Origin of the sequence: Nocardioides sp., from assembly GCF_014360585.1 — a bacterium.
In the GTDB taxonomy this organism is placed as follows: domain Bacteria; phylum Actinomycetota; class Actinomycetes; order Propionibacteriales; family Nocardioidaceae; genus Nocardioides.
Map to the genome: position 1 here is coordinate 35350 of NZ_JACIXG010000002.1, position 21423 is coordinate 56772.

The window sequence follows — 21423 nt, forward strand, 5'->3', positions numbered from 1 at the left end:
CGTGCGCGTAGTCATCGCTCCGGACTCGTTCAAGGGCAGCTGCGACAGTCCCGCGGCGGCCGCTGCCATCGCCGCCGGCTGGCGGCGCGGGGCCCCCGACTCGGAGACGGTGTGCCTGCCCGTCGCCGACGGGGGAGAGGGGACGCTGCACGCCCTGGTCGGCTCCCTCGGCGGCCGGATCACCCGGCACACCGTCACGGGCCCGCACGGCCGGCCGGTCGGCGCCGAGCTCGGGCTGATCCCTGCCGAGGAGGCCGGGGGCCGGCTCACCGGGGTGGTCGAGATGGCCTCCGCCTCGGGGCTGCACCTGGTCGATCCGACGCCGGCGAGCGCCGCGGCTGCCACCTCGTACGGCACGGGGGAGCTGATCAAGGCGGCTCTGGACGCCGGGGCCGAGCGCCTCCTGCTCACGCTGGGGGGAAGCGCGACCACCGACGGTGGCGTCGGGATGGCCCAGGCTCTGGGGGTGCGCTTCAGCTCCTCGACCGGAGCGAGCATCGCTCCCGGAGGCGCCGGCCTGCACGACGTCGCCACGGTCGACCTCGGTGGCGTGCACCCAGGTCTGGCTCGCTGCGAGGTGGTCGCCGCCTGCGACGTGGACAGCCCGCTGCACGGTCCGCGGGGCGCGGCGTACGTCTTCGGCCCGCAGAAGGGCGCCGACGAGGCGACGGTCCGGATGCTCGACGACGGTCTGCGCCGGCTCGGCGAGGTGTGCGGGGAGCTCGCGGACCCCGAGGCCCCGGGCGCCGGTGCGGCGGGCGGCCTCGGGTTCGCGGCGCTCGCGTTCCTCGGTGCCGATCTGCGCTCCGGCTTCGACCTCGTCGCGGAGGCCGTCGGTCTCGCCTCCGCGATCGCCGCAGCCGATCTGGTGATCACCGGCGAGGGCAGGCTGGACACGCAGTCTCTCGGCGGCAAGACGCCGGTCGGTGTGATGAGGCTCGCCCAGGCACACGACGTCCCGGTCGTCGTGATCGCCGGCGACGTGTCGCAGGGCGCGGATCAGGCGATCGCGGCCGGCATGACGGCGGTCTTCTCCGCCGCACCCGGCCCGGGTCCGCTGCACGAGGCGCTGGACCGCGTCGAGAGCGATCTGTCCCGGACCGCGGAGTCGATCGCGCGGGTGTGGAGCGTCGCAGCCGGCGCGCGTCTCTGACCCTGAGACATGGCCTATGGCCGACGCAGAGCCGGTTCTCGCAGGTCAGGACGGGGCGGCTCGCGATCGAGACCGGACTTCACGTGTGGCGGTCCATCAGATGGGGGCGGGTCCCGGTCTAGAGTGTCATTGGTCCCGGGACCGACAGACTCCCGGAACCATCACCACCGTCACCAATCAGCACTCGGGGGAATCCATGCTCTACGACGATCTCGTGGCCGAGTTCCACTGGTCACCAGAGCAGATGTCCGCGCCGTTCGACCTGCGAGCGGCTGACGAGAAGGTCCGCAAGAGGATCGAGAGCCGGCGCCGCTCCGCCCAAGGCATGGATCAGCAGCGGCCTCGCTCGCGGCAGAGGACCGTGAAGCCGGACGTGGCCGGCGGCCCGGGCAGCGCGTACGTCAACAACCGCGTCTGAGCCCGGGCTGGGCCTGAACCAGCCCTGACCAGCCCTGACCAGCCCTGAATACGAAACGCCGCCGACCACATCGTGGCCGGCGGCGGATTCGTCGAGGGGTCAGTGGAACTTCTTGCCGGTGACCTTTTCGGAGATGCCCTCACGGTCGAGCAGTCGGGTGATACCGCCGTTCCAGAACTGGAAGCCGGCTCCCGTGATCATCGCCAGGTCGATGTCCTCGGCGGCCTGCGCGACGCCCTCCTCGAGCATGCGGCCGATCTCGTCGGCGATGGCCTCCAGCGCCTGCCGGCGGGTCTCCTCGGCCGTCTTGACGACGTCGCCGGTGACCAGCAGCGCCTCGACCTCGGGGTCGAGCGTACGACCGTCGGGACCGAAGAACGAGCTCTTCTTGGCCTCGACGACGCGGTGGAGGTTCTCGGAGAGGTAGAACCGGTCCGGGAAGGCCTTCGCCAGCGTCTCGTTGTTGTGGTACGCGATGGCGGGACCCACCAGGCCGATCAGCGCGAACGGGCCCATCGGCGCGACACCGGCGAAGGCGGCCTCGACGACGTCGACCGGGGTGCCCTCGTCGGCGACCTTGGAGACCTCGCCCATGAAGCGGCCCAGGAGCCGGTTCACGATGAAGGACGGGCTGTCCTTGACCAGGATCGAGGTCTTCTTCAGCGACTTCGAGACCGAGAACGCCGTGGCCAGGGCCGCGTCGGAGGTCTTCTCGCCGCGGATGATCTCCAGTAGCGGCATGACCGCGACCGGGTTGAAGAAGTGGAAGCCCACGACCCGCTCGGGGTTCTTCAGGTCGGCCGCCATCTCCGTGATCGAGAGGCTCGAGGTGTTCGTGGCGAAGACCGCTGTCTCCGGGGCGACCGCCTCGGCGTTGGCGAAGACGGTCTTCTTGACGCCCATCTCCTCGAAGACGGCCTCGATGATGAAGTCGGCGTCGGAGAACGACTCCTCGTAGTCGATCGAGGAGGTCACCAGCGCCTTGAGACGGTTGGTCGCGTCCTGGCTGGCACGACCCTTGGCCAGCTTCTTGTCGAGCTCGGCGTGGACGTACGCCACGCCCTTGTCGGCGCGGTCCTGGTCGAGGTCGACCATGACGACCGGCACCTTGAGGCGCTGGACGAAGAGCAGCGCGAACTGCGAGGCCATCAGCCCGGCACCGATGATGCCGACCTTGGTGACCTTCTGCGCGAGCGCCTTGTCGGGCGCGCCGGCGGGACGCTTGGCCCGCTTCTGCACCAGGTCGAAGGAGTAGAGCGAGGCGACCAGTTGCGGGGTCTTCGACATCGCCACGAGCGCGTCGTCCTCGGCCGCGAAGCCCTCGTCGCGCGACGCGGTCTTGGCCAGGGTGAGCAGCTCGACGGCCTTCTTGGCTGCCGGGGAGGCGTCACCGGTCTTGGCCCAGGCGAAGAAGCCGGCGTTCTTGGCGGCCTCGTCCCAGGCGTCACCCCGATCGATCGGCTCACGCTCGACCGACACGTCGCCGGTGAGGACCTTGTCGGCCCACAGCAGCGACTGCTCGAGGTAGTCGGCCCCACCGAACATCGCGTCCGCGATGCCCAGGTCGTAGGCCTCGGCGCCCTTGAGCACCTTGCCGTTGTTGAGCGGGTTCTCGATGAAGACCTTGGCGGCCTTCGCCGGACCGATCAGGTTCGGGAGCAGGTAGCCACCGCCCCAGCCGGGGATCAGGCCGAGCATGACCTCGGGCAGGCCGACGGCCGGCACCGAGTCCTGGATGGTGCGGTAGTCGGCGTGCAGCGCGACCTCGAGGCCGCCACCGAGCGCGAGCCCGTTGATGAACCCGAAGGACGGCTTCTTGGTGGTGCCGTCACCGTCACCGAGCTTGCGGAAGACCGCGTGACCCAGCTCGGCGATCGTCCGGATCCCGTCGGCGCCACCCGCCTGCAGCGAGGTCAGGTCGGCACCGGCCGCGAGGATGAACGGCTTGCCGGTCACCGCGATCGCGTCGATCTCGGGGTCGGCCAGGGCCGCGTCGTACGCCGTGTTGAGCTCGACCAGCGACTTCGGCCCGAAGGTGTTCGGGCGGGTGTGGTCGTGACCGTTGTCGAGGGTGACCAGGCCGAGCACCTTGCCGGAGGGCAGGTTGACCTTGGCCAGCTTGGCCGCGGTGACGACCTCGTCGTCGGAGAAGAGCTTCTCTACGTCCGCGAGAAGAGTGTTGATGTCAGTCACTTCGACTCCCCAGTCCAGTTCGGGTTCTCCCAGATGACCGTGCCGCCCATACCCAGGCCGATGCACATGGTGGTGAGGCCGTAGCGGACCTCGGGGCGCTCCTCGAACTGGCGCGCGAGCTGGATCATCAGCCGCACACCGGAGGAGGCCAGCGGGTGACCGAACGCGATCGCGCCACCGTAGGGGTTCACGCGGTCGTCGTTCTCGTCGATGCCGAAGTGGTCCAGGAACGCGAGCACCTGGATCGCGAAGGCCTCGTTGACCTCGAAGGCCTCGATGTCGTCGATCGTCAGCCCGGCCTTGGCCAGCGCCTTCTCGGTCGAGGGGATGGGGCCGACGGCCATGACCTCGGGGGCGACGCCGGCGAAGGCGTACGAAACCAGTCGCATCTTGATCGGCAGACCGAGCTCCTTCGCGACCTCCTCGGAGGCCAGCAGCGAAGCGGTCGCACCGTCGTTGATGCCTGCCGCGTTGCCCGCGGTGACGCGGCCGTGCGGCCGGAACGGGGTCTTCAGCTTGGCCAGGTCCTCCGTGGTGGTGCCGGGACGCATCGGCTCGTCGGTGGTGGCCAGGCCCCAGCCGTTCTCGGCCGAGCGCGTGGCGACGGGAACCAGGTCGGGCTGGATCTTGCCGTCGGCGTACGCCTTGGCTGCCAGCTCCTGGGAGCGGACCGCGAACGCGTCGGTGCGCTCCTTGGTGATCGCCGGGTAGCGGTCGTGCACGTTCTCGGCGGTGTTGCCCATGACGAGCGCGCTCGGGTCGACCAGCTTCTCGGAGATGATCCGCGGGTTCGGGTCGACGCCCTCGCCCATCGGGTGGCGGCCCATGTGCTCGACACCGCCGGCGATGACGACGTCGTAGGCACCGAAGGCGATGCCGCCGGCAGTCGCGGTGACCGCGGTCATCGCGCCCGCGCACATCCGGTCGATCGCGTAGCCCGGCACGGACTGCGGCAGCCCGGCGAGCAGGCTCGCGGTGCGGCCGATGGTCAGGCCCTGGTCGCCGATCTGTGTGGTCGCGGCGATGGCGACCTCGTCGATCCGCTCCGGGGGAAGGTCGGGGTTGCGGCGCGTGAGCTCACGGATGAGCTTGACGACCAGGTCGTCCGCGCGGGTCTCGGCGTACTGGCCCTTAGCCTTGCCGAAAGGTGTGCGTACGCCGTCGACGAAGACGACTTCTCGCAGCTGTCGGGTCACCGTGTCACTCCATGTGGGTTGCCGGTCGGTCGCCGCTTGAGCGGCGTTGTCGATGCGGGCACGGGGTGGTGCCCGAGGAGTACATTACCCGCAAGTAACAACGGCGCCGCTCAGGGGTCGGTCGCGGCGGATGTCCGAGGTGTTCTGCCCGTGCCCGCGCGTCGGCTTGGGAATATCGGGGGCCTCCAGGATGCTGCCCTGTCGTCATGTGGAAGCGTGTATTGAGAAGGATGAGCCCCAGGGTCGAGACCCCGGGCGAGGCAGATGACGGCGAGGCCCGTGCGGGCCGTACGCGACGGGAGGAGACACCGATGTCCGGATCGCGACTTGTGCACATCGTGGACGACCTGCCCGAGGAGGTCGTCCTCGCAGGTGGCGACCGGCTTCCGATGGTGGTGGTCCTGGACGGATTCCTCGATGCCGGCAAGGCCGTGGAGCGAGCCACGGCCCACCTGCTCCAGGCCTCCAGGCGGGCGCCGGTGGTGGCGACCTTCGACGTGGACGAGCTGCACGACTACCGGGCCCGGCGGCCGGCGATCTCGTTCGTCAGCGACCACTACGAGTCCTTCGACGCGCCGCGGCTGGTCGTCCGGCTCCTCAAGGACACCGGCGACAACCCCTACCTGCTGCTGCACGGTCCCGAGCCGGACAACCGCTGGGAGGCGTTCGCGGGCGCCGTGCGCGACGTCATCGAGCGCCTGGGCGTGACCGAGGTGATCTCGCTCGGCTCGGTGCCGATGGCGGTGCCGCACACCCGTCCGCTGACCACGACCCGACACGCCAACGACCCGGCCCAGGAGATCGCGGGCCAGGTCTGGGAGAGCCCGTGGAAGGGCGAGATCCGGATCCCGTCCTCGGCTCAGGCCCTGGTGGAGGTACGCCTGGGGGAGTGGGGCCACCCCGCGGGCGGCTTCGTGGTGCACATGCCGCACTACCTGGCGCAGAGCGACTACCCGGCCGCAGCGGTCGTGCTCGTCGAGGCGCTCGAGCGCGCGGCGCGGCTGACGATCCCGGTCTCCGACCTGGAGGCCGAGGCGCAGCGCCGCGAGGAGGAGATCGCCTCCTACATCGAGGAGAACGCCGAGGTGCGGGAGGTCGTGGCCGCGCTCGAGCGGCAGTACGACACCTTCCAGCGCGGCGAGGAGTCCGGACGCTCCCTGCTCGCGCCCGACGAGCCGCTGCCGACCGGTGAAGAGCTCGGCGAGCAGTTCGAGCAGTTCCTGGCCGGGCTGAACGGCCCCGACCCCGATGACGACCCTGAGAAGGACTGAGGGAAACTCACTCACATGACGACCGAGGCCGTAGCGGCGGATCAGGCAGTGGCGGAGCTGGTGGGCGTGCTCGACCTGGTCGAGATCGACAAGGATCTCTTCCATGGCGCCACCACGACCCGCAACTCACGCGGGCGCGCCTACGGCGGCCAGGTGGCCGCGCAGGCGCTGATGGCCGCGATTCGATCCGCCGACGACGCCTACACGGTGCACTCGATGCACTCCTACTTCCTGCTCCCGGGTGACCCGTCCTACCCGATCGTCTACGAGGTCGAGCGGATCCGCGACGGCCGCTCCTTCGAGACCAGGCGGGTCCGCGCGCGCCAGAAGGGGCGCGACATCTACTACCTCACCGCCAACTTCCAGCGCGAGGAGACCGGCTTCGAGCACCAGGACGCGATGCCGTCGGTGCCGCCGCCGGAGAAGTGCATCGACTTCCTGAAGATGATGGCCGACTCCGGCAGCCCGGAGGCGGTCTCGCTGGCTCGCGAGTGGGAGGCGGTCGAGGTGCGCGCCGTCGGCAACTCCCTGCTCGGCATCGAGCCCGACCCGACCCGGCCCGCGCAGCAGCGGCTGTGGATCCGGCTGGGCGCGGAGCTCCCCGACGATCCTGACATCCAGCGCGGTGCCTTCACCTGGGCCTCAGACATCTCGCTCCTCGGTGCCTCCCTGGCTGCTCACTCCCTGGACCACAAGGGCATCCAGATGGCCTCGCTGGACCACACCATCTGGTTCCACCGGCCCTTCCGCGCCGACGAGTGGTGGCTCTACGACCAGGAGAGCCCCTCGGCCTACGGCGGCCGCGGCCTGTCCATCGGTCGCGTCTTCACCGCCGATGGCACCCTCGCCGCCACGGTTGCCCAAGAGGGCCTCATCCGCCCTCCGCGCGACTAGCACGTCCTAGGGGGCGCCGAGTCGGCTCGTCCTGACGGGAATCGACGGGTATTTCGGTCAGAACGAGCCGGCTCGGCGTGAACCTGTCATCGGCATGCTCAGAATAGGTCGGCGCACTATCGCACACCCTGGTTGCCTGCCGCGATAGCGCACCGACCCCGCGGGCTAAGGTGGCGGCGTGGATCAGATCACCGTGTACGAGAAGCCGACCTGCACGACCTGTCGCAACCTGTTCGCCCTTCTCAAGGAGGAGGGCGTCGACTTCGAGAAGGTCGACTACCACGTGCTCGGCCTGCGGGCCGAGGAGGTCAAGGACATCCTCGCCAAGACCGGACTGAGCGCTCACGAGGTGCTGCGCAAGCGCGAGCCGGTCTACAAGGAGCTCGACCTGGGCAAGCGCGACCTGTCCGAGGACGAGCTGGTCGACCTGATGGTGAAGCACCCGGCTCTGCTGGAACGCCCGATCGTGCTCAAGGGCGACCGTGGCGTGCTGGCCCGGCCGATCGAGAAGGTCCGCGAGCTCTTCTGAGCCAGCTCAGGCACGCAGCCGCTCAGCCGGCTGACCGGTGGTGCGGGTGATGAGGTCGACGTCGTTGTCGGCGTGGAGCACGGTGAGATCGGCCTCCTCGGCGACCGCCGCGACGAGCAGGTCCGGGACCGACGGCGCCCGTTGACGGCCGGTCTTCAGCACGATGCGCTGGATCTCGAGGGCTCGCGCCTCCGTACGAGGGGTGAGGGTCGCGAGCGGCATGTGGATCACCGGCACGTCCTCGACGAGCTCGGACCATTCGCGCTCCGAGCGGGCCAGGTGGCCGATCTCGAGCAGCGTGGTGGTGGTGATGCGTACTTGTCCCAGCTCGATCAGGCGGGACCACTTCTCAGCGTCGGGGCTGGTGGACATCCGGGCGAGTGCCGACCGGTGCATCAGCCAGGGTCGCCTCACGACCATGCGTCACGCATCAGACCCCGGTCGGCGAGCGGGGCGAACTTCGCGAAGTCTGCGCCGGCCACGGGTCGCGCGGGCGGCAGCGGACGCAGCGCGTCCTGCGTGAACCACCTGCGGAGATACTCGTTGCGGGTGAGTCCGAGCCGCGTCGCCTCGGTGTCGATCCGCGTGAGCTCGCCATCCGAGAGGCCTCGGATCAGTACGTCGGACATGTCTGTCCACCTCCTGGACGCAAGATGCTAGCGGAGCGGTGCAGTCGGTCGGGTGATGCCCGGTGTGTGGGCATGGCGCGCGCCGGGCATCACCTGACCTCAAAGAGCGGTCGTGCGCCCCACCAGGTGGAGGGTGTCGGAGCCACGCTTGTGGAGTGAGAAGTCGTAGCCGTCCAGGTGCTTGAGCGACCCGAACGCGACCGAGGAGGGCAGGAAGACCGGCTTCTTGAACGCCACGTCCACGCGTACGGACCCGGGCAGGCGGTTCTCCAGCGCCGCGATGCAGCGCGCCTTCGTCCACATCCCGTGGGCGATCTGCCGCTTGAACCCGAGCGCCTTCGCGGTCAGCGGGTACAGGTGGATCGGGTTGTAGTCGCCGGCGACCTTGGCGTAGCGCCGGCCCAGGTCGGCCGCGAGCGGGAAGACCGGGCCCGAGGGCTCCACCTCGGCGAGGTCCGAGCGCCACGTCACCTCCGGGTTCCGCTTGCCCCGGACCAGGTACGTCGAGGTCGACTCCCACACGACCTCACCCTCCACGGTGGCGACCGTCAGGAACCGGTACGCCTGGCCGACCGGGTGCGGTTCGGGCTGCCCCACGGTGGCGGTGACCGCGACCGCCTCGTCGACCGAGATCGGGCGGTAGCCGCTGATCGAGTTCTCGATGTGGACCATCCCCATCGCGGGCGAGGGGAAGTCGGGTGAGGACATCAGCGCCATGTGGAGCGGGAAGGCCAGCATGTGCGGGTAGGGGAGCGGCACGGTGTCCTTGATCGGGAAGCCGCACAGCTCGGCGTAGGCGTCGACCGCACCCCGCTCGAGGACGACGGGCTCGCGGGCCAGGCTGAGCTCCTCGTAGGCGACGCCGGTCTTCTTGATCCCCGGCAGGGCGTTGACGCCCGGGACCGCGGGGAGTGCAGCCCTGATGAGCATCCCGGGACCGGACCTGCCTGTGAAGATGTCGCTCATCAGGCCCCCAGCATCATCTGGCCGCAGACACGCACGACGTTGCCGTTGACCGCGGTGGAGGCCGGCGAGGCGTACCAGGCGATGGTCTCGGCGACGTCGACCGGCAGGCCGCCCTGCGACATCGCGTTGAGCCGCTGGCCGACCTCGCGGGTCGCGAACGGAACGGCGGCGGTCATCTGGGTGATGATGAAGCCCGGCGCGACCGCGTTGATGGTGATGCCGTCGGGGAGCTCCTCGGCCAGCGAGTCGACGAAGCCGATGACGGCGGCCTTCGACGCGCCGTAGGAGGTCTGGCCCAGGTTGCCGGCGATGCCGGCGATCGAGGAGACGCCGAGGATGCGTCCGTTGGGGCGGATCAGGTTCTGCTCGAGCAGCTTGGCGGTGATTCGCTCCGGGGCGGAGATGTTGATCTCCAGCACGGTGCCGAAGCGGTCGGCCTTCTGGTTCGCGAGCTTCTTGTCGAGGGTGACGCCGGCGTTGTGGACGACGATGTCGACGCCGCCGAACTTCTCCTGGAGGTAGGAGGCGATGTTCCCCGGGGCGTCGGCGGCGGTGATGTCGGCGGTGATGTAGTCCGCGGTGACCTTCTTCAGGTCGTCCTCGGACGGCGGGATGTCGAGACCGACGACGGTCGCGCCGTCGCGCTGCAGCACCTTAGCAATCTCCTCGCCGATGCCGCGCGCGGCGCCGGTGACGAGCGCGACCTTGCCGGTCAGCGGCTTCTTGGGATCGACCTGCTCGGCGGCGGGGGAGGCGTTCTTGGTGCCGATCCGGACGACCTGACCGGAGACGTAGGCGCTCTTCGGTGAGAGCAGGAAGGCCAGCGTGGAGAGCAGCGAACCCTCGAAGCCCTTGGCGACGTAGACGAGCTGGACGGTGCCGCCCTTGCCGATCTCCTTGCCGAGGCTGCGGGTGAAGCCCTCCAGCGCCCGCTGGGCGACCCGCTCGCGGCCGCTGAGCTGCTCGGGCGGGGTGCCGATCACGACTACGCGCGGGTTGTTCTCCAGGCTGCGCATCACGGGGGTGAAGAACTCCTGGAGCGCGACCAGGTCGCTGGTGGAGGTGAGGCCGGTGGCGTCGAAGACCAGGCCCTTGAAGCGCGCGCCGGCTGCCGCGGTGTCGGTCGAGGCCACGTCCAGCTCACCGAGGAGCCCGCCCAGCGACTCGGCCAGACGGCCGCGGCCGCCGATGAGGACCGTGCCCTTCACGAGCGGTGCACCGGCTGCGTACCGCTCGAGCTTGGCGGGGCTCGGCAGCCCGAGGTTCTTGACGAGGACCTTGCCGATCGCCGACTGGGTGAAGCTCTGGTACTTGTCGCTCATGGTCTGCTCTGATCCTTCTGGACGTGGTCTCTGAACGTGGTCTCTGAGGCGTACGTTGGTATGTTACTGACCAGTTGTAACTACAGGTGTAACTCGGTGTCCACTTTTCGTGATCTCCCTGACATACCCTTCTCCAAAGCGCGTCATCAGACAAGGATGTACTCATGACCACCACTCGCCGTGTCGCCATCGTGGGCGGCAACCGTATTCCTTTCGCCCGCTCCAACGGCGCATACGCGACCGCGTCCAACCAGGAGATGTTCACCGCCGTCCTCGACGGTCTCGCCGCTCGCTTCGGCCTGGAGGGCGAGCGCATCGGTGAGGTCGCCTCCGGCGCGGTGCTCAAGCACTCGCGCGACTTCAACCTGACCCGCGAGTCCGTGCTCGGCTCCAAGCTGGCTCCTGAGACGGCGGCCGTCGACCTCCAGCAGGCCTGCGGCACCGGCCTCCAGGCGGCGACCTACATCGCCAACAAGATCGCGCTCGGCCAGATCGAGTCCGGCATCGCCGGCGGCACCGACACCACCTCCGACGCGCCGATCGCGCTGGGCGAGAAGCTCCGCAAGATCCTGCTCGAGGCCAACCGCGCCAAGAGCAACGTCGACCGCGTGAAGGCGTTCGCCAAGCTCCGCCCGGCCGACGTCATCCCCAACATCCCGGCCAACGTCGAGCCGCGCACCAAGCTCTCCATGGGTGAGCACGCCGCGCTGACCGCGCAGGAGTGGGGCATCACCCGCGAGGCCCAGGACGAGCTGGCGGCCGCGTCCCACCAGAAGCTGGGCGCTGCGTACGAGGCCGGCTGGTTCGAGGACCAGATCACCCCGTTCCGTGGCCTGGAGAAGGACAACAACCTCCGTCCGGGCTCGACCGTGGAGAAGCTCTCGACCCTCAAGCCCGTCTTCGGGGCAAAGGGCGAGAACCCGACCATGACGGCCGGCAACTCGACGCCGCTGACCGACGGTGCCTCCGCCGTGCTCTTCGCGAGCGAGGAGTGGGCCATGGCCAAGAACCTTCCGGTCCTGGCCTACTTCGTCGACGCCGAGGTCGCCGCTGTCGACTACGTCGCCGGTGGTGAGGGCCTGCTGATGGCGCCCGCCTACGCCGTCCCGCGCCTGCTCGCCCGCAACGGCCTGACCTTCGACGACTTCGACTTCTTCGAGATCCACGAGGCCTTCGCCTCCCAGGTCCTCTCGACCCTCGCCGCCTGGGAGTCCCCGGACTTCTGCAAGGACAAGCTCGGCCTCGACGCCCCGCTCGGCACCGTCCCGCGCGAGAAGCTCAACGTCAAGGGCTCCAGCCTGGCGGCCGGCCACCCCTTCGCCGCCACCGGCGGCCGGATCATCAACAACCTCGCCAAGCTGCTCGACGAGAAGGCTGCGTCGACCGGTGAGGGTGCCCGCGGCCTGATCTCCATCTGCGCCGCCGGCGGCCAGGGCGTAGTGGCCATCCTGGAGAAGTAGGAAAACGCAAGACGTACGCGGCGCCCGGCTCCTGCCGGGCGCCGCAGTCATTCCCGCCGAGTCGGTAGTTGTGGCGTACCGAGTCGTTAGTTCTGGCCGCCGAGACCGTAGTTGTGGCGTGCCGAGTCGGTAGATGTGGGCGGCGAGTGGGTAGTTATGGGCGACGAAAGTCGAGTTTCGTCGCCCATAACTACCCACTCGACACGCCAGAACTACCGATTCGGCGCGCCGAAGGTGCGGTTTCGGCACGCCAGAAGTGCGGTTTCGGCGAGGGCTATTTTGCGGTGAGGGCCAGGGCCGAGGTGACCAGGAAGTCGCGGACCTGGTCGGGGGAGACGGAGCCGACGGTGGGTACGCCGGGGGCGGACTCGGAGACCAGGATGCCGACGCGGGCGAGCTGGAGAGCGCCCAGGCCGGAGGCGTAGAGCGTGTTGGCGAGCAGGTTGGCGTCCTTGACGTGGAGCTGCCCGGATGCGGCGCCGTCCTCGAGGACCTTGGTGAGGATGGTGAGGCAGCCGTTCATCGCCCGCCCGAGGCGGAACAGGGCGCTCTCGGAGAGCTCGTCGAGGAGGTCGGAGCCGCTGCGGCGCATCAGCGTCTGGGCGCAGTCGACGAAGGCGGGATACTCGATCCCGTAGTCGACGAAGGTGCCGACGACATCGCGGACGACGTCGGTGGGTGCGCTGTCGCCCTCGGTCGCGACCAGCATCCGCTCGCGGAGCTCGTCGAGATAGCCGACCAGGGTCAGCGCGAAGATCTCGTCCTTGCCGGTGAAGTGCCGGTAGACGATCGCCCGGTTGATGCCGACGGCCTTGGCGATGTCCTCGATCTGCGCATCGCTGACCCCGCGCTCGTCGAAGAGCCTGCGGGTTGCCGCAACGATGTCTGCCTCGCGTGCGCGGCGGCGGGCGGCTGCGGCCGACCGGCGGCCGTCGGGCTCGGATCCGTTTGCTGACGCGGCGCCAGAGATGGGTGGTCGGATGCTCACAGGCACACTGTACGCCGTGTGCAACTCCGAGTTGCACCACGAGTGCGCCTAGTCACATGCGTCGGCCGACGTCGTGATCGGGCTAGCCGAGGAACTGCTGCACCGTCGCGAGGGTGTCCGCCTCGGCCGCGGTCTTGTCGTCGCGGTAGCGCACCACGCGGGCGAACCGCAGCGCGACCCCACCCGGATAGCGGGTCGAGCGCTGCACCCCGTCGAAGGCGATCTCGACCACCTGCTCGGGCCTGACCTCGACAACCCAGTCACTGTGCGGGTCGGTGACGGCGAGCTCGGTGAATCGTTCGGTCTGCCAGGCCAGCATCTGGTCGGTCATCCCCTTGAACGTCTTCCCGATCATCACGAACCCGTCCGGTCCGCGCGCGCCGAGGTGGATGTTGGAGAGCCAGCCCTTGCGGCGCCCCGAGCCCCATTCGACCCCGAGCACGACCAGGTCAAGGGTGTGGACCGGCTTCACCTTGACCCACCCCGAGCCGCGTCGACCAGCCTCCCAGGGCAGGCCGACCCCCTTGAGGACGACTCCCTCGTGGCCGGCCGCGAGCACGTCCGCGGCGAACCGCTCCGCCTCCTCGGAGTCGACGGTCAGCAGCCGCGGAGCCCGGTGCTGCTCGGGGACGATCCGGTCGAGCTCGGCGAGGCGCTGGTCGAGTGCATGATCGAGGAGGTCGAGACCGTCGAGGTGGAGGATGTCGAAGAAGTACGGGGCCACGACCGTCTCGGAGGACGACCGTGTCGCCGTGCGCGAGGCGGTCTCCTGGAACGGCCGCGGTCGCCCGTCGGGGCCGAGGGTCATCGCCTCGCCATCGAGCACGAGCGTCTCGGCCGGCAGGGCGCCGACGATCTCCGCGACCTCGGGCAGCCGCGCGGTGATGTCCTCCAGGGTGCGCGTCGCGATGCGGACCTCCGAGCCGGACTTGTGGGCCTGGATCCGGATGCCGTCGAGCTTGGTGTCGACCACGACCGCCTCGCCGAGCTTGGCCATGGCCTCCTCGACCGAGCCGGCGGACGAGGCGAGCATCGGCAGCACCGGCCGTCCGACGACCAGCCCGACCTCGTCCAGCGCGTCGGTGCCGTCGAAGGCGAGGCCCGCGACCGCGACGGTCGAACCGGAGAGCATCGCGGCGCGGCGTACGGCCGGCAACGGCACCTGCGCAGCCACTGCCAGCGCCTCCTGGACCAGCGAGTCGAGTGCGCCTTGGCGGACCTCTCCGGTCACCACGCCCCGCAGCCAGGTCTGCTCCGCCTCGATCGCGGAACCGAACAGCATCGCGGTCTCGCGCGCCCGCTCGCTCTGCGAGCCGACGCCGGCCAGCCGGGAGATCCGCTCGAAGGCCTCGTGCACGCCCTCGACGGTCAACGACGGCTCGGCTGCCGGAGCGGGGAGCGAGGTGAGCGAGCGCCATCCCAGGCCGGTACGCCGCTGCAGCAGCGAGCCGCCGAGATAGGCCGTCACCACCGGCAGCTCCTCGCGCGTGGCCGCGCCGAGGCACGTCGCCAGCGCGGCGACCTTCGCTTTCCGTGACCGAGTCGCGGCGACGGCGTTCGAGGTGGAGACGATGTCGGCGAGCAGCATGTGTCCAGTGAACCTCACGCCACCGACATCCGAGCCTTGCCCGGCGCTTGCGCAGGGCAAACGGGAGGAGGTCGAGCGAGCGCAGCGGGTGAGCCTGCGAACCCGCGAAGCGGGTCGAGACCACTTTGCGCTACCCCATTGCGGTCCACGCGGGGTCACGCCCGAGAAGGCGTAGTGCGTTGTTCCACGGGTCATCGCCACTCATGGACAGCGGCGTGGCGAAGACGGGGGTGCCGCCCGGCGAGGAGGCGATCTGGCGAGCGATGTCGTGGACGTGGGTGACCGTTGGTTCGTCTGGCCGGTAGGTCTTCCCGAGCGCAGTCGCGACATCCCAGTTGTGCACGGCGGCGTCCAGCAGCTGCATCCCCAGCGCCATCGTGACGGTCGGGTGGAAGCCGAACTCGGCCAGATGGATCGTCGCCTCCGGATCGGCTGCGCCGAACGCATCCCGGACCCGTGTGGCCGACTCCTGCCACCTGCGGGCGACGTCCTCGCTGTCGACCGGCACGGACTCGTACGCGGCGACCGGTGCGTCGCCGTCGGCGACCGCGGCGGCGAAGCCGAGGTTCTGCCCGACCATGTGCCCGAACAGGTCGGCGAGGTCCCAGTCGGCGCACGGGGTGGGGATGGTCAGGTCGTCGGCCGCGGAGGCGAGCGTGGCGGTGTCGTCCAGGGCGCGGTCGTAGGCCGCGAGCGTGTCGTGAAAAGTAAGCATCTGTTGATCGTAGGCGCAAGTAGACGATCTGTCGACCGGTTAGGCTTCTGCGGTGGATCGACCCGAGCTCGGCTTCCTGCTGTCCCGTCTGATGCGCGAGGTGATGGCTCGCGAGAAGCCGATCCTCGACGCCGCTGGGCTGGAGATGTGGGACTACGCGGTGCTGACCGCGCTGGCTGAGTCGGACGCGCCTACCCAGGCCCACCTCGCCGCGACGACGGGCCGTGACAAGACCCGGCTGATCGGCAACCTGGACCGGCTCGAGGCCGAGGGCATGGTCGCTCGCCAGCCCGACCCGGCCGACCGGCGCAACCGGATCGTCTCCTTGACCCCCGGCGGCGCCGAGATCCTCCGCAGGTGTCGCGAGGCCATCGAAGCCATGGAGACCGAGCTGCTGGCCGGTCTCGACCCGGCCGACCGGGCGGCGTTCGAGCGCGCGCTGACGGCTCTCGCCGAGGCCGGCCGATGAGCTCTCGTCCCAGCTCCCTCGCCGCCACCCGCGCCTGGCTCCAGGACGAGCTGCCGAGCCTGCTGCGACGGCGCCGGGTTCCCGCCGCGGCCGTCGGAGTCCTCCGCGACGGACAGGTCGTCGACCACGCGAGCGGCGTCCTCAACCTCGACACCGGCGTGGAGGCGACCACCGACGCGCTGTTCCAGGTCGGTTCGATCACCAAGCTGTGGACCACCGACCTGGTGATGCAGCTCGTCGACGAGGGCCGGGTCGGCCTCGACGACGAGATCATCAGCCACCTGCCGGGCTTCGCGGTCGCCGACGAGGAGGCGACCCGGACGATCACCGTCCGTCACCTGCTCTCCCACACGGCCGGCTTCGAGGGCGACGTCTTCACCGACCACGGGCCTGGCGACGACGCGGTCGAGCGGTTCGTCGCCTCGATGGGCGACCTGCCGCAGATCTTCGCCCCGGGGGAGCGGTTCTCCTACTCCAACACCGGGTTCGCCGTCCTCGGGCGCCTCGTCGAGGTCCTGCACGGAACCACCTGGGACCGCGCGCTCCAGGAACGGCTCGCGGCGCCGATGGGCCTCACCCACATCGCCACCACTGCCTACGACGCGATCAGGTTCCGCACCGCGATGGGGCACATCGACCCGGCTCCCGACCACGTGCTCCGCCCGGGCCCGGCCTGGGGGATGGCCCGTGCCAGCGGCCCGGTCGGGGCGATGCTCTCGATGCGCGTACGCGACCTGCTCGGCTATGCCGCGATGCATCTGTCGGGCGGCGTCGCCCACGACGGCTCCCGGGTCGTCTCGGCAGCCTCCTGCGCCGAGGTGCTCGCGCGGCAGGTCGACCATCCCGCCTCCACCCGATCCGACGCGCGCGGCCTGGGCTGGTCCCTCGACGACCTCGGCCAGGGGATCGTCGGCCACGACGGCCAGACGATCGGGCAGTCGGCGTTCTTCCGGATGGTGCCCGAGCACGGCCTGGCGGTCGCGCTGCTCACCAACGGCGGCGACACCTACGGGCTCTACCACGACGTCGTCGGCCATCTCCTCGACGACCTCGCCGGCGTCCGGATCGTGCCCCACCCGGTGCCACCGCGGCAGCCGCCGCCCGGGTTCGATGCCGACCGCCTGCTCGGCACCTACCGCGCCCGCATCGTCGACTGGACGCTGCGCCGGCATCCCGACGGCCGGCTGTGGGTCGAGGAGGTCCCGGGCCCCGAGGCCGCCGCGGCCGGCGACGAGCCGGTGCGCTACGAGGTGCTCCCGTACGCCGCCGACCAGGTCGTCACTGCCGACGCCCTGCACGGAGCCCACCATGTCTTCGGCTTCACCGGTCGAGATCCGTCCGGCCGGGCGACCCATCTGACGACCAGTCGGGTCATCCCGCGGGCTGGCCTCGAAGCATGAGCGAGCAGCGGACCGTCCGCCCCGGCCATGCCGTCGGCCTGGCCGCGATGTTGCGCCCGCTTCGCCGCGGGCCGGGCGACCCGACGTACAAGATCATCGGCGAGGACCACTGGCGAGCCATGCGTACGCCGCAGGGCCCTGCCACGCTCAGGCTGCGCCAGCGTGGCACCGACGTCGAGGCCGAGGCCTGGGGAGCCGGTGCCGAGTGGGCGCTGACCCACGTACCGGCCCTCCTCGGCGCGGACGACCGCCCCGAGGAGTTCCACACCGACGACCCGGTGCTGATGACGCTGATGGAGCGCTTCGAGGTCCCCCGTTTCGGGCGGACCGGGCTGGTGATGGAGGCACTGGTGCCCGCGATCCTCGAGCAGAAGGTGACCAGCACCGAGGCGTTCCGCGGCTTCGGCAACCTGGTCAGGCGATTCGGCGAGGTCGCTCCCGGTCCGGGTGCCGACCACGGGCTGCGTCTGCAGCCGTCACCGGAGCGGCTCCGGACGGTCCCGAGCTGGGAGTGGCTGCGTCTGCCGGTGGACCACGCCCGCTCCAAGACCGTTCTCCAGACGGCGCGCGTCGCGCCGGCAATCGAGCGGACTGCCGGCCTGCCTGGCGAGGAGGTCGAGCGCCGACTCACCACCATCCCGGGGATAGGGGAGTGGACCGTGGCCGAGGTGCGTCAGCGAGCGTTCGGTGACCCCGACGCGGTCAGCTTCGGCGACTACCACGTCGCCAAGGACGTCGGCTGGGCGCTGACCAACGAGCCCTGGGACGACGAACAGCTCCGTGACTATCTGGAGCGGTTCCGGCCGCATCGTGCGCGCGTCATCACCCTCATCTACCGGGGTGCCGGAAAGCGGCCGCGCCGGGGGCCGCGGATGTCGCCGCGGACGCACTTGCCTCGCTGAGTTGCCGTTTTGAGTGCCGAGTCGGCGCATCCGCCCCCTCTCGCTCGCTTCGCTTCGCGAGGCACGGGGGCAGATCCGCCGACTCGGCAGACCTGGGGGCAGGCTCTACAGCAGGGGCCGCAGGGGGGTCAGGACGAGCTCGGTGAACTTGCGGTGGATCTCGCGCGCCGCCCACTCGTCGGCGGTGAGTTCGATCGCGTTGGACTCGTCGCGGGAGAAGATCTCCTCCATCTGCTTGGCGACGGCGCGGTCGAAGATCTCCAGGTTGATCTCGTAGTTGCCGGTCAGCGAGAGCCGGTCGATGTTGGCGGTGCCGACGGTCGACCAGTGGCCGTCGACGGTGGCCGTCTTGGCGTGGATCATCGCGTCCTTGAAACGCAGGATCCGCACGCCTGAGCCGAGCAGATGGGAGAAGTAGCCTCGTGAGATCCAGTCGGCGACGATGTGGTTCGACTTCAGCGGCAGCAGGATGCGTACGTCGACCCCACGCTGTGCCGCGGCCTTGAGCGCGTCCACGAAGTCCTCGTCGGGGACGAAGTAGGCGGTGGTCAGATAGATGTTGCGGGAGGCCCGGTTGATCGCCTCGAGATACATCGAGCGGATCGGGAACATCCACAGCCGGGGTACGTTGCGGTGGAATCGGATGTCGGGGTCCCAGGAGGGGGCGGTCTCGATGAGCAGCGGGCCCTCGTGGGCGGTGCGGCGAGACAGCGGGTGCGGCCGGCGCCGGTTGAGGTTCCAGAAGTCCGCGAACGCGCGGCGCAGGTCCCACACCCCGGGGCCGGTGATGCGCACGTGTGTGTCGCGCCACTCGGTGGCGTACGCATCCCCGATGTTGTAGCCGCCGACGAACCCGACGGTGTCGTCCACGACCAGGATCTTGCGGTGGTCGCGGCCGTAGCGGGAGAGGTCGAAGAAGCGCCAGCCCGCCGCGTAGGTGGGGTAGCGCAGGACGTGCATCCCCGGGGGAAAGCGCTTGAAGCGGGCCGGGACCACCAGGTTGGCGAGCTCGTCGTAGATGCAGTAGACCTCCACCCCACGCTCGGCCGCGGCCGCCAGCGCCTGCTTGAACCGCTGGCCGATCTCGTCGCCCTTCCAGATGTAGGTCTCGAGGAGGACCTGCTTCTTGGCGCCTTCGATCGCGGCGATCATGTCCTCGTAGAGGTCGTTGCCGAAGGTGTAGGTCGTCACCGTGCCGTCGCCGACGCTGTTGGTCAGCGGCGGTGTCACCGGGAACGGCTTGGCTCGTCTGCCGTTCTTCCCGCGGCTGCGGTAGGCGTCGACGAGGCTCATCACGACGGCGAGCGCCAACGGCACGCCGAACACGGCGAGGAGCAGGCGGCGTAGGAACCTCATGACGCCCCCCGGCGACAATCTCATCACATTCCCCAATCTAACGGGCGCACCGCGTTGAGACACACCGGTGCCGTCCGCTGCTCGATGCCGATGCGCGTGCCCATGCTCCCAGCCTGCCCGACCGCCCCCGACCAGCATGCGGGAACACCCTTCACGACCCTGGCGCAGGGGTGGACGATCCTGTGACTCCCGTCACCTACTGACGGGTAAGTCGTTGGAACCAGATACCTCCCACCCTGTTCGGCGACATGTCGAGGGACGGGTCGTTGCCCTCGGAACTGAAACATGTTCTACTACAGGCCTGAAACGTGAGCCGAGTCACAAGACCCGCGGAAGGTGAACTATGGCAGTGCAGTTCGTCTCGCTGGTGCGAGGCGTCGGCGGGATGGGCCTGATGACCGGAGAGGTCGTCAAGGGGGCCTTCACGACCAAGTTCCAGTTCCGCGAGTTTCTCGAGCAGGCCTGGTTCATCGCCAGCGTGACGATGCTGCCCGCGGTCCTGGTCTCGATCCCGTTCGGCGCGGTCATCTCGCTGCAGGTCGGCAACCTCGCCGGTCAGCTCGGGGCGCAGTCGTTCGCGGGTGCGACGGCGGTGCTCGCGGTGGTCCGGGAGGCGGCGCCGATGGCGGCCGCGCTGATCATCGCCGGAGCCGCCGGGTCGGCGATCTGCTCCGACATGGGATCGCGCAAGATCCGCGAGGAGATCGACGCCATGGAGGTGCTGGGCATCGACCCGGTGATCCGGCTGGTGGTCCCTCGGGTGCTCGCCTGCCTGTTCGTCTCGGTGATGATCAACGGGATCGTCATCGCGACCGGGATCGGTGGCGGCTACTTCTTCACGGTGATCATCCAGGGCGGCTCGGCCGGTGCGTTCCTGTCGAGCTTCACGGCCCTCGCAAGTCTTCCGGACCTCTACATCTCGATGGTCAAGGCAGCGCTGTTCGGCTTCCTGGCCGCGATCATCGGCGCCTACAACGGCCTCAACGCCCAAGGCGGCCCCAGCGGCGTCGGCCGAGCGGTCAACGAGGCCGTGATCATCGCGTTCATGATGCTGTTCGTCCTGAACTCCATCATGACCGCCATCTACTTCCAGATCGTTCCTCAGGACGGGTTGTGATCCCCCGGTGTCCAACACGCTCGCCCAGGTGGGCAACCAGATAATCAAGGAGCAGCGCCAGGCCGTCGAGGGCTATGGCGACCAGCTGCTCTTCTACGCCAAGGCCCTGGCCTGGGCGCCACGCACCATCCGACGCTACAAGCGGGAGGTGCTCAACATCCTGGCCGAGGTCGCCTTCGGCGCCGGTGGCCTGACGATGATCGCCGGCACCGTCGGCGTGATCGCCTTCATGGCCTTCTTCGCCGGCTCCGAGGTCGGCATCCAGGGCTATGCGAGCCTGAGCCAGATCGGTGTCGCGAAGTTCTCCGCGTTCATCTCGGCCTTCTTCAACACCCGCGAGGTCGCGCCGCTGATCTCCGCGATCGCCCTCGCCGCGACCGTCGGCTGCGGCTACACCGCGAGGCTCGGCGCGATGCGGATCTCGGAGGAGATCGACGCGCTCGAGGCGATGGGCGTGCCGAGCCTTCCCTACCTGGTCACCACCCGGATGATCGCCGGGTTCCTGGCCGTCATCCCGCTCTACGTCGTCGCCCTGTGCGCCTCCTACCTCAGCCCCCGGCTGATCACCACGCTGATGTACGGGCAGTCCGGCGGCACCTACGACCATTACTTCCTGGCGTTCCTGCCGCCGATCGACATCCTCTACAGCTTCCTCAAGCTGATCATCCTCGCGGTCGCGATCATCCTGATCCACTGCTACTACGGCTACACCGCCTCCGGCGGCCCGGCCGGGGTCGGCATCGCGGTCGGCAAGGCGATCCGTACGTCCATCGTCACCGTCGTGGTCGCGGACTTCTTCCTGAGCTTCGCGATCTGGGGCTCGACGACCACCGTGCGGATCACGGGATGAGGGTGGG

21 protein-coding genes are annotated in these 21423 nt (G+C 69.5%); 11 read left to right on the forward strand and 10 right to left on the reverse strand.

Features of this window, described 5'->3' with window-relative positions; translation table 11 throughout:
- Position 1: 1 nt before the first annotated feature.
- Together H5T77_RS01005 and H5T77_RS01010 are read left to right on the forward strand one after the other, a co-directional pair.
- Positions 2–1153 (forward strand): glycerate kinase family protein, encoded by a 1152-nt coding sequence (locus H5T77_RS01005; RefSeq protein WP_292644056.1) that lies wholly within the window; start codon positions 2–4, stop codon positions 1151–1153.
- Between the two features lie 196 nt (positions 1154–1349).
- Positions 1350–1571 (forward strand): hypothetical protein, encoded by a 222-nt coding sequence (locus tag H5T77_RS01010; RefSeq protein ID WP_292644058.1) that lies wholly within the window; start codon positions 1350–1352, stop codon positions 1569–1571.
- A 99-nt stretch (positions 1572–1670) separates the two neighbouring features.
- Here H5T77_RS01010 and H5T77_RS01015 read toward each other — a convergent pair whose 3' ends face one another.
- Both H5T77_RS01015 and H5T77_RS01020 read right to left on the reverse strand, forming a co-directional pair.
- Positions 1671–3764 carry a 3-hydroxyacyl-CoA dehydrogenase NAD-binding domain-containing protein gene (locus tag H5T77_RS01015; RefSeq protein WP_292644060.1) on the reverse strand — a complete coding sequence of 698 codons (2094 nt, stop codon included), beginning with the start codon at positions 3762–3764 and terminating at the stop codon, positions 1671–1673.
- On the reverse strand, positions 3761–4960 hold the full coding sequence (locus H5T77_RS01020; RefSeq protein WP_292644062.1) for a thiolase family protein: 1200 nt from the start codon (positions 4958–4960) through the stop codon (positions 3761–3763). Before H5T77_RS01020 ends, H5T77_RS01015 begins: the two co-directional genes overlap by 4 nt.
- A gap of 311 nt (positions 4961–5271) precedes the next feature.
- Here H5T77_RS01020 and H5T77_RS01025 point away from each other — a divergent pair, with 311 nt between their 5' ends.
- The 3 genes from H5T77_RS01025 (at position 5272) to H5T77_RS01035 (ending at position 7654) form a co-directional block, all read left to right on the forward strand.
- Entirely contained in the window at positions 5272–6231 is a 960-nt protein-coding gene (locus H5T77_RS01025) for a proteasome assembly chaperone family protein (protein ID WP_292644064.1), read from the forward strand.
- Between the two features lie 15 nt (positions 6232–6246).
- Positions 6247–7125, forward strand: a complete 879-nt coding sequence (locus H5T77_RS01030; RefSeq protein ID WP_292644066.1) for an acyl-CoA thioesterase — start codon at positions 6247–6249, stop codon at positions 7123–7125.
- Positions 7126–7303: 178 nt separating this feature from the next.
- A complete protein-coding gene (locus H5T77_RS01035; protein ID WP_292644068.1) occupies positions 7304–7654 on the forward strand; it encodes an arsenate reductase family protein in 351 nt (116 codons plus the stop codon).
- A gap of 6 nt (positions 7655–7660) precedes the next feature.
- On the opposite strand, the gene H5T77_RS01040 is transcribed toward H5T77_RS01035, so the two are convergent.
- The 4 genes from H5T77_RS01040 to H5T77_RS01055 form a co-directional block, all read right to left on the reverse strand.
- On the reverse strand, positions 7661–8050 hold the full coding sequence (locus H5T77_RS01040; RefSeq protein ID WP_292644070.1) for a PIN domain-containing protein: 390 nt from the start codon (positions 8048–8050) through the stop codon (positions 7661–7663).
- Between the two features lie 14 nt (positions 8051–8064).
- The gene (vapB, locus tag H5T77_RS01045) at positions 8065–8283 is read right to left on the reverse strand and encodes a type II toxin-antitoxin system VapB family antitoxin (protein WP_292644072.1); all 219 of its coding nucleotides are present in this window, start codon (positions 8281–8283) and stop codon (positions 8065–8067) included.
- Between the two features lie 99 nt (positions 8284–8382).
- Entirely contained in the window at positions 8383–9249 is an 867-nt protein-coding gene (locus H5T77_RS01050; protein ID WP_292644074.1) for a MaoC family dehydratase, read from the reverse strand.
- Positions 9249–10571: a 3-oxoacyl-ACP reductase gene (locus H5T77_RS01055; RefSeq protein ID WP_292644075.1), complete on the reverse strand. Its 1323-nt coding sequence runs from the start codon at positions 10569–10571 to the stop codon at positions 9249–9251. Before H5T77_RS01055 ends, H5T77_RS01050 begins: the two co-directional genes overlap by 1 nt.
- A 164-nt stretch (positions 10572–10735) precedes the next feature.
- On the opposite strand from H5T77_RS01055, the gene H5T77_RS01060 reads away from it, so the two are divergent.
- Entirely contained in the window at positions 10736–12031 is a 1296-nt protein-coding gene (locus H5T77_RS01060; protein ID WP_292644077.1) for an acetyl-CoA C-acetyltransferase, read from the forward strand.
- Between the two features lie 274 nt (positions 12032–12305).
- On the opposite strand, the gene H5T77_RS01065 is transcribed toward H5T77_RS01060, so the two are convergent.
- The 3 genes from H5T77_RS01065 to H5T77_RS01075 form a co-directional block, all read right to left on the reverse strand.
- The gene (locus H5T77_RS01065) at positions 12306–13019 is read right to left on the reverse strand and encodes a TetR/AcrR family transcriptional regulator (RefSeq protein WP_292644079.1); all 714 of its coding nucleotides are present in this window, start codon (positions 13017–13019) and stop codon (positions 12306–12308) included.
- Between the two features lie 82 nt (positions 13020–13101).
- Positions 13102–14607, reverse strand: a complete 1506-nt coding sequence (locus tag H5T77_RS01070; protein WP_292644081.1) for an ATP-dependent DNA ligase — start codon at positions 14605–14607, stop codon at positions 13102–13104.
- A 130-nt stretch (positions 14608–14737) separates the two neighbouring features.
- A complete protein-coding gene (locus H5T77_RS01075) occupies positions 14738–15322 on the reverse strand; it encodes a TIGR03086 family metal-binding protein (RefSeq protein ID WP_292644083.1) in 585 nt (194 codons plus the stop codon).
- 52 nt (positions 15323–15374) lie between these two features.
- Here H5T77_RS01075 and H5T77_RS01080 point away from each other — a divergent pair, with 52 nt between their 5' ends.
- The 3 genes from H5T77_RS01080 to H5T77_RS01090 are packed head-to-tail and all read left to right on the forward strand — an operon-like array spanning position 15375 to position 18093.
- Positions 15375–15791 carry a MarR family winged helix-turn-helix transcriptional regulator gene (locus tag H5T77_RS01080; protein WP_292644085.1) on the forward strand — a complete coding sequence of 139 codons (417 nt, stop codon included), beginning with the start codon at positions 15375–15377 and terminating at the stop codon, positions 15789–15791.
- Positions 15788–17191: a serine hydrolase domain-containing protein gene (locus H5T77_RS01085; protein WP_292644087.1), complete on the forward strand. Its 1404-nt coding sequence runs from the start codon at positions 15788–15790 to the stop codon at positions 17189–17191. Before H5T77_RS01080 ends, H5T77_RS01085 begins: the two co-directional genes overlap by 4 nt.
- Positions 17188–18093 carry a DNA-3-methyladenine glycosylase family protein gene (locus H5T77_RS01090; protein ID WP_292644089.1) on the forward strand — a complete coding sequence of 302 codons (906 nt, stop codon included), beginning with the start codon at positions 17188–17190 and terminating at the stop codon, positions 18091–18093. The genes H5T77_RS01085 and H5T77_RS01090 overlap by 4 nt, the downstream gene beginning before the upstream one ends.
- A gap of 105 nt (positions 18094–18198) precedes the next feature.
- On the opposite strand, the gene H5T77_RS01095 is transcribed toward H5T77_RS01090, so the two are convergent.
- Positions 18199–19449 carry a phospholipase D-like domain-containing protein gene (locus H5T77_RS01095; RefSeq protein ID WP_292644091.1) on the reverse strand — a complete coding sequence of 417 codons (1251 nt, stop codon included), beginning with the start codon at positions 19447–19449 and terminating at the stop codon, positions 18199–18201.
- A 343-nt stretch (positions 19450–19792) separates the two neighbouring features.
- Between H5T77_RS01095 and H5T77_RS01100 the strand changes: the two genes are divergently transcribed.
- Both H5T77_RS01100 and H5T77_RS01105 read left to right on the forward strand, forming a co-directional pair.
- Positions 19793–20566, forward strand: a complete 774-nt coding sequence (locus tag H5T77_RS01100; RefSeq protein ID WP_179657991.1) for an MlaE family ABC transporter permease — start codon at positions 19793–19795, stop codon at positions 20564–20566.
- A 28-nt stretch (positions 20567–20594) separates the two neighbouring features.
- On the forward strand, positions 20595–21416 hold the full coding sequence (locus H5T77_RS01105) for an MlaE family ABC transporter permease (RefSeq protein ID WP_292644097.1): 822 nt from the start codon (positions 20595–20597) through the stop codon (positions 21414–21416).
- Positions 21417–21423 lie beyond the last annotated feature (7 nt).

Bases quoted from the DNA above. Each gene is read 5' to 3' on its own strand.
- H5T77_RS01095 (WP_292644091.1), bottom strand. From the start codon at position 19,449: ATGAGGTTCCTACGCCGCCTGCTCCTCGCCGTGTTCGGCGTGCCGTTG.
- H5T77_RS01100 (WP_179657991.1), top strand. From the start codon at position 19,793: ATGGCAGTGCAGTTCGTCTCGCTGGTGCGAGGCGTCGGCGGGATGGGC.
- H5T77_RS01050 (WP_292644074.1), bottom strand. From the start codon at position 9,249: ATGAGCGACATCTTCACAGGCAGGTCCGGTCCCGGGATGCTCATCAGG.
- H5T77_RS01085 (WP_292644087.1), top strand. From the start codon at position 15,788: ATGAGCTCTCGTCCCAGCTCCCTCGCCGCCACCCGCGCCTGGCTCCAG.
- H5T77_RS01075 (WP_292644083.1), bottom strand. From the start codon at position 15,322: ATGCTTACTTTTCACGACACGCTCGCGGCCTACGACCGCGCCCTGGAC.
- H5T77_RS01090 (WP_292644089.1), top strand. From the start codon at position 17,188: ATGAGCGAGCAGCGGACCGTCCGCCCCGGCCATGCCGTCGGCCTGGCC.
- H5T77_RS01025 (WP_292644064.1), top strand. From the start codon at position 5,272: ATGTCCGGATCGCGACTTGTGCACATCGTGGACGACCTGCCCGAGGAG.
- H5T77_RS01010 (WP_292644058.1), top strand. From the start codon at position 1,350: ATGCTCTACGACGATCTCGTGGCCGAGTTCCACTGGTCACCAGAGCAG.
- H5T77_RS01030 (WP_292644066.1), top strand. From the start codon at position 6,247: ATGACGACCGAGGCCGTAGCGGCGGATCAGGCAGTGGCGGAGCTGGTG.
- H5T77_RS01070 (WP_292644081.1), bottom strand. From the start codon at position 14,607: ATGCTGCTCGCCGACATCGTCTCCACCTCGAACGCCGTCGCCGCGACT.
- H5T77_RS01040 (WP_292644070.1), bottom strand. From the start codon at position 8,050: ATGCACCGGTCGGCACTCGCCCGGATGTCCACCAGCCCCGACGCTGAG.
- H5T77_RS01060 (WP_292644077.1), top strand. From the start codon at position 10,736: ATGACCACCACTCGCCGTGTCGCCATCGTGGGCGGCAACCGTATTCCT.
- H5T77_RS01055 (WP_292644075.1), bottom strand. From the start codon at position 10,571: ATGAGCGACAAGTACCAGAGCTTCACCCAGTCGGCGATCGGCAAGGTC.
- vapB (WP_292644072.1), bottom strand. From the start codon at position 8,283: ATGTCCGACGTACTGATCCGAGGCCTCTCGGATGGCGAGCTCACGCGG.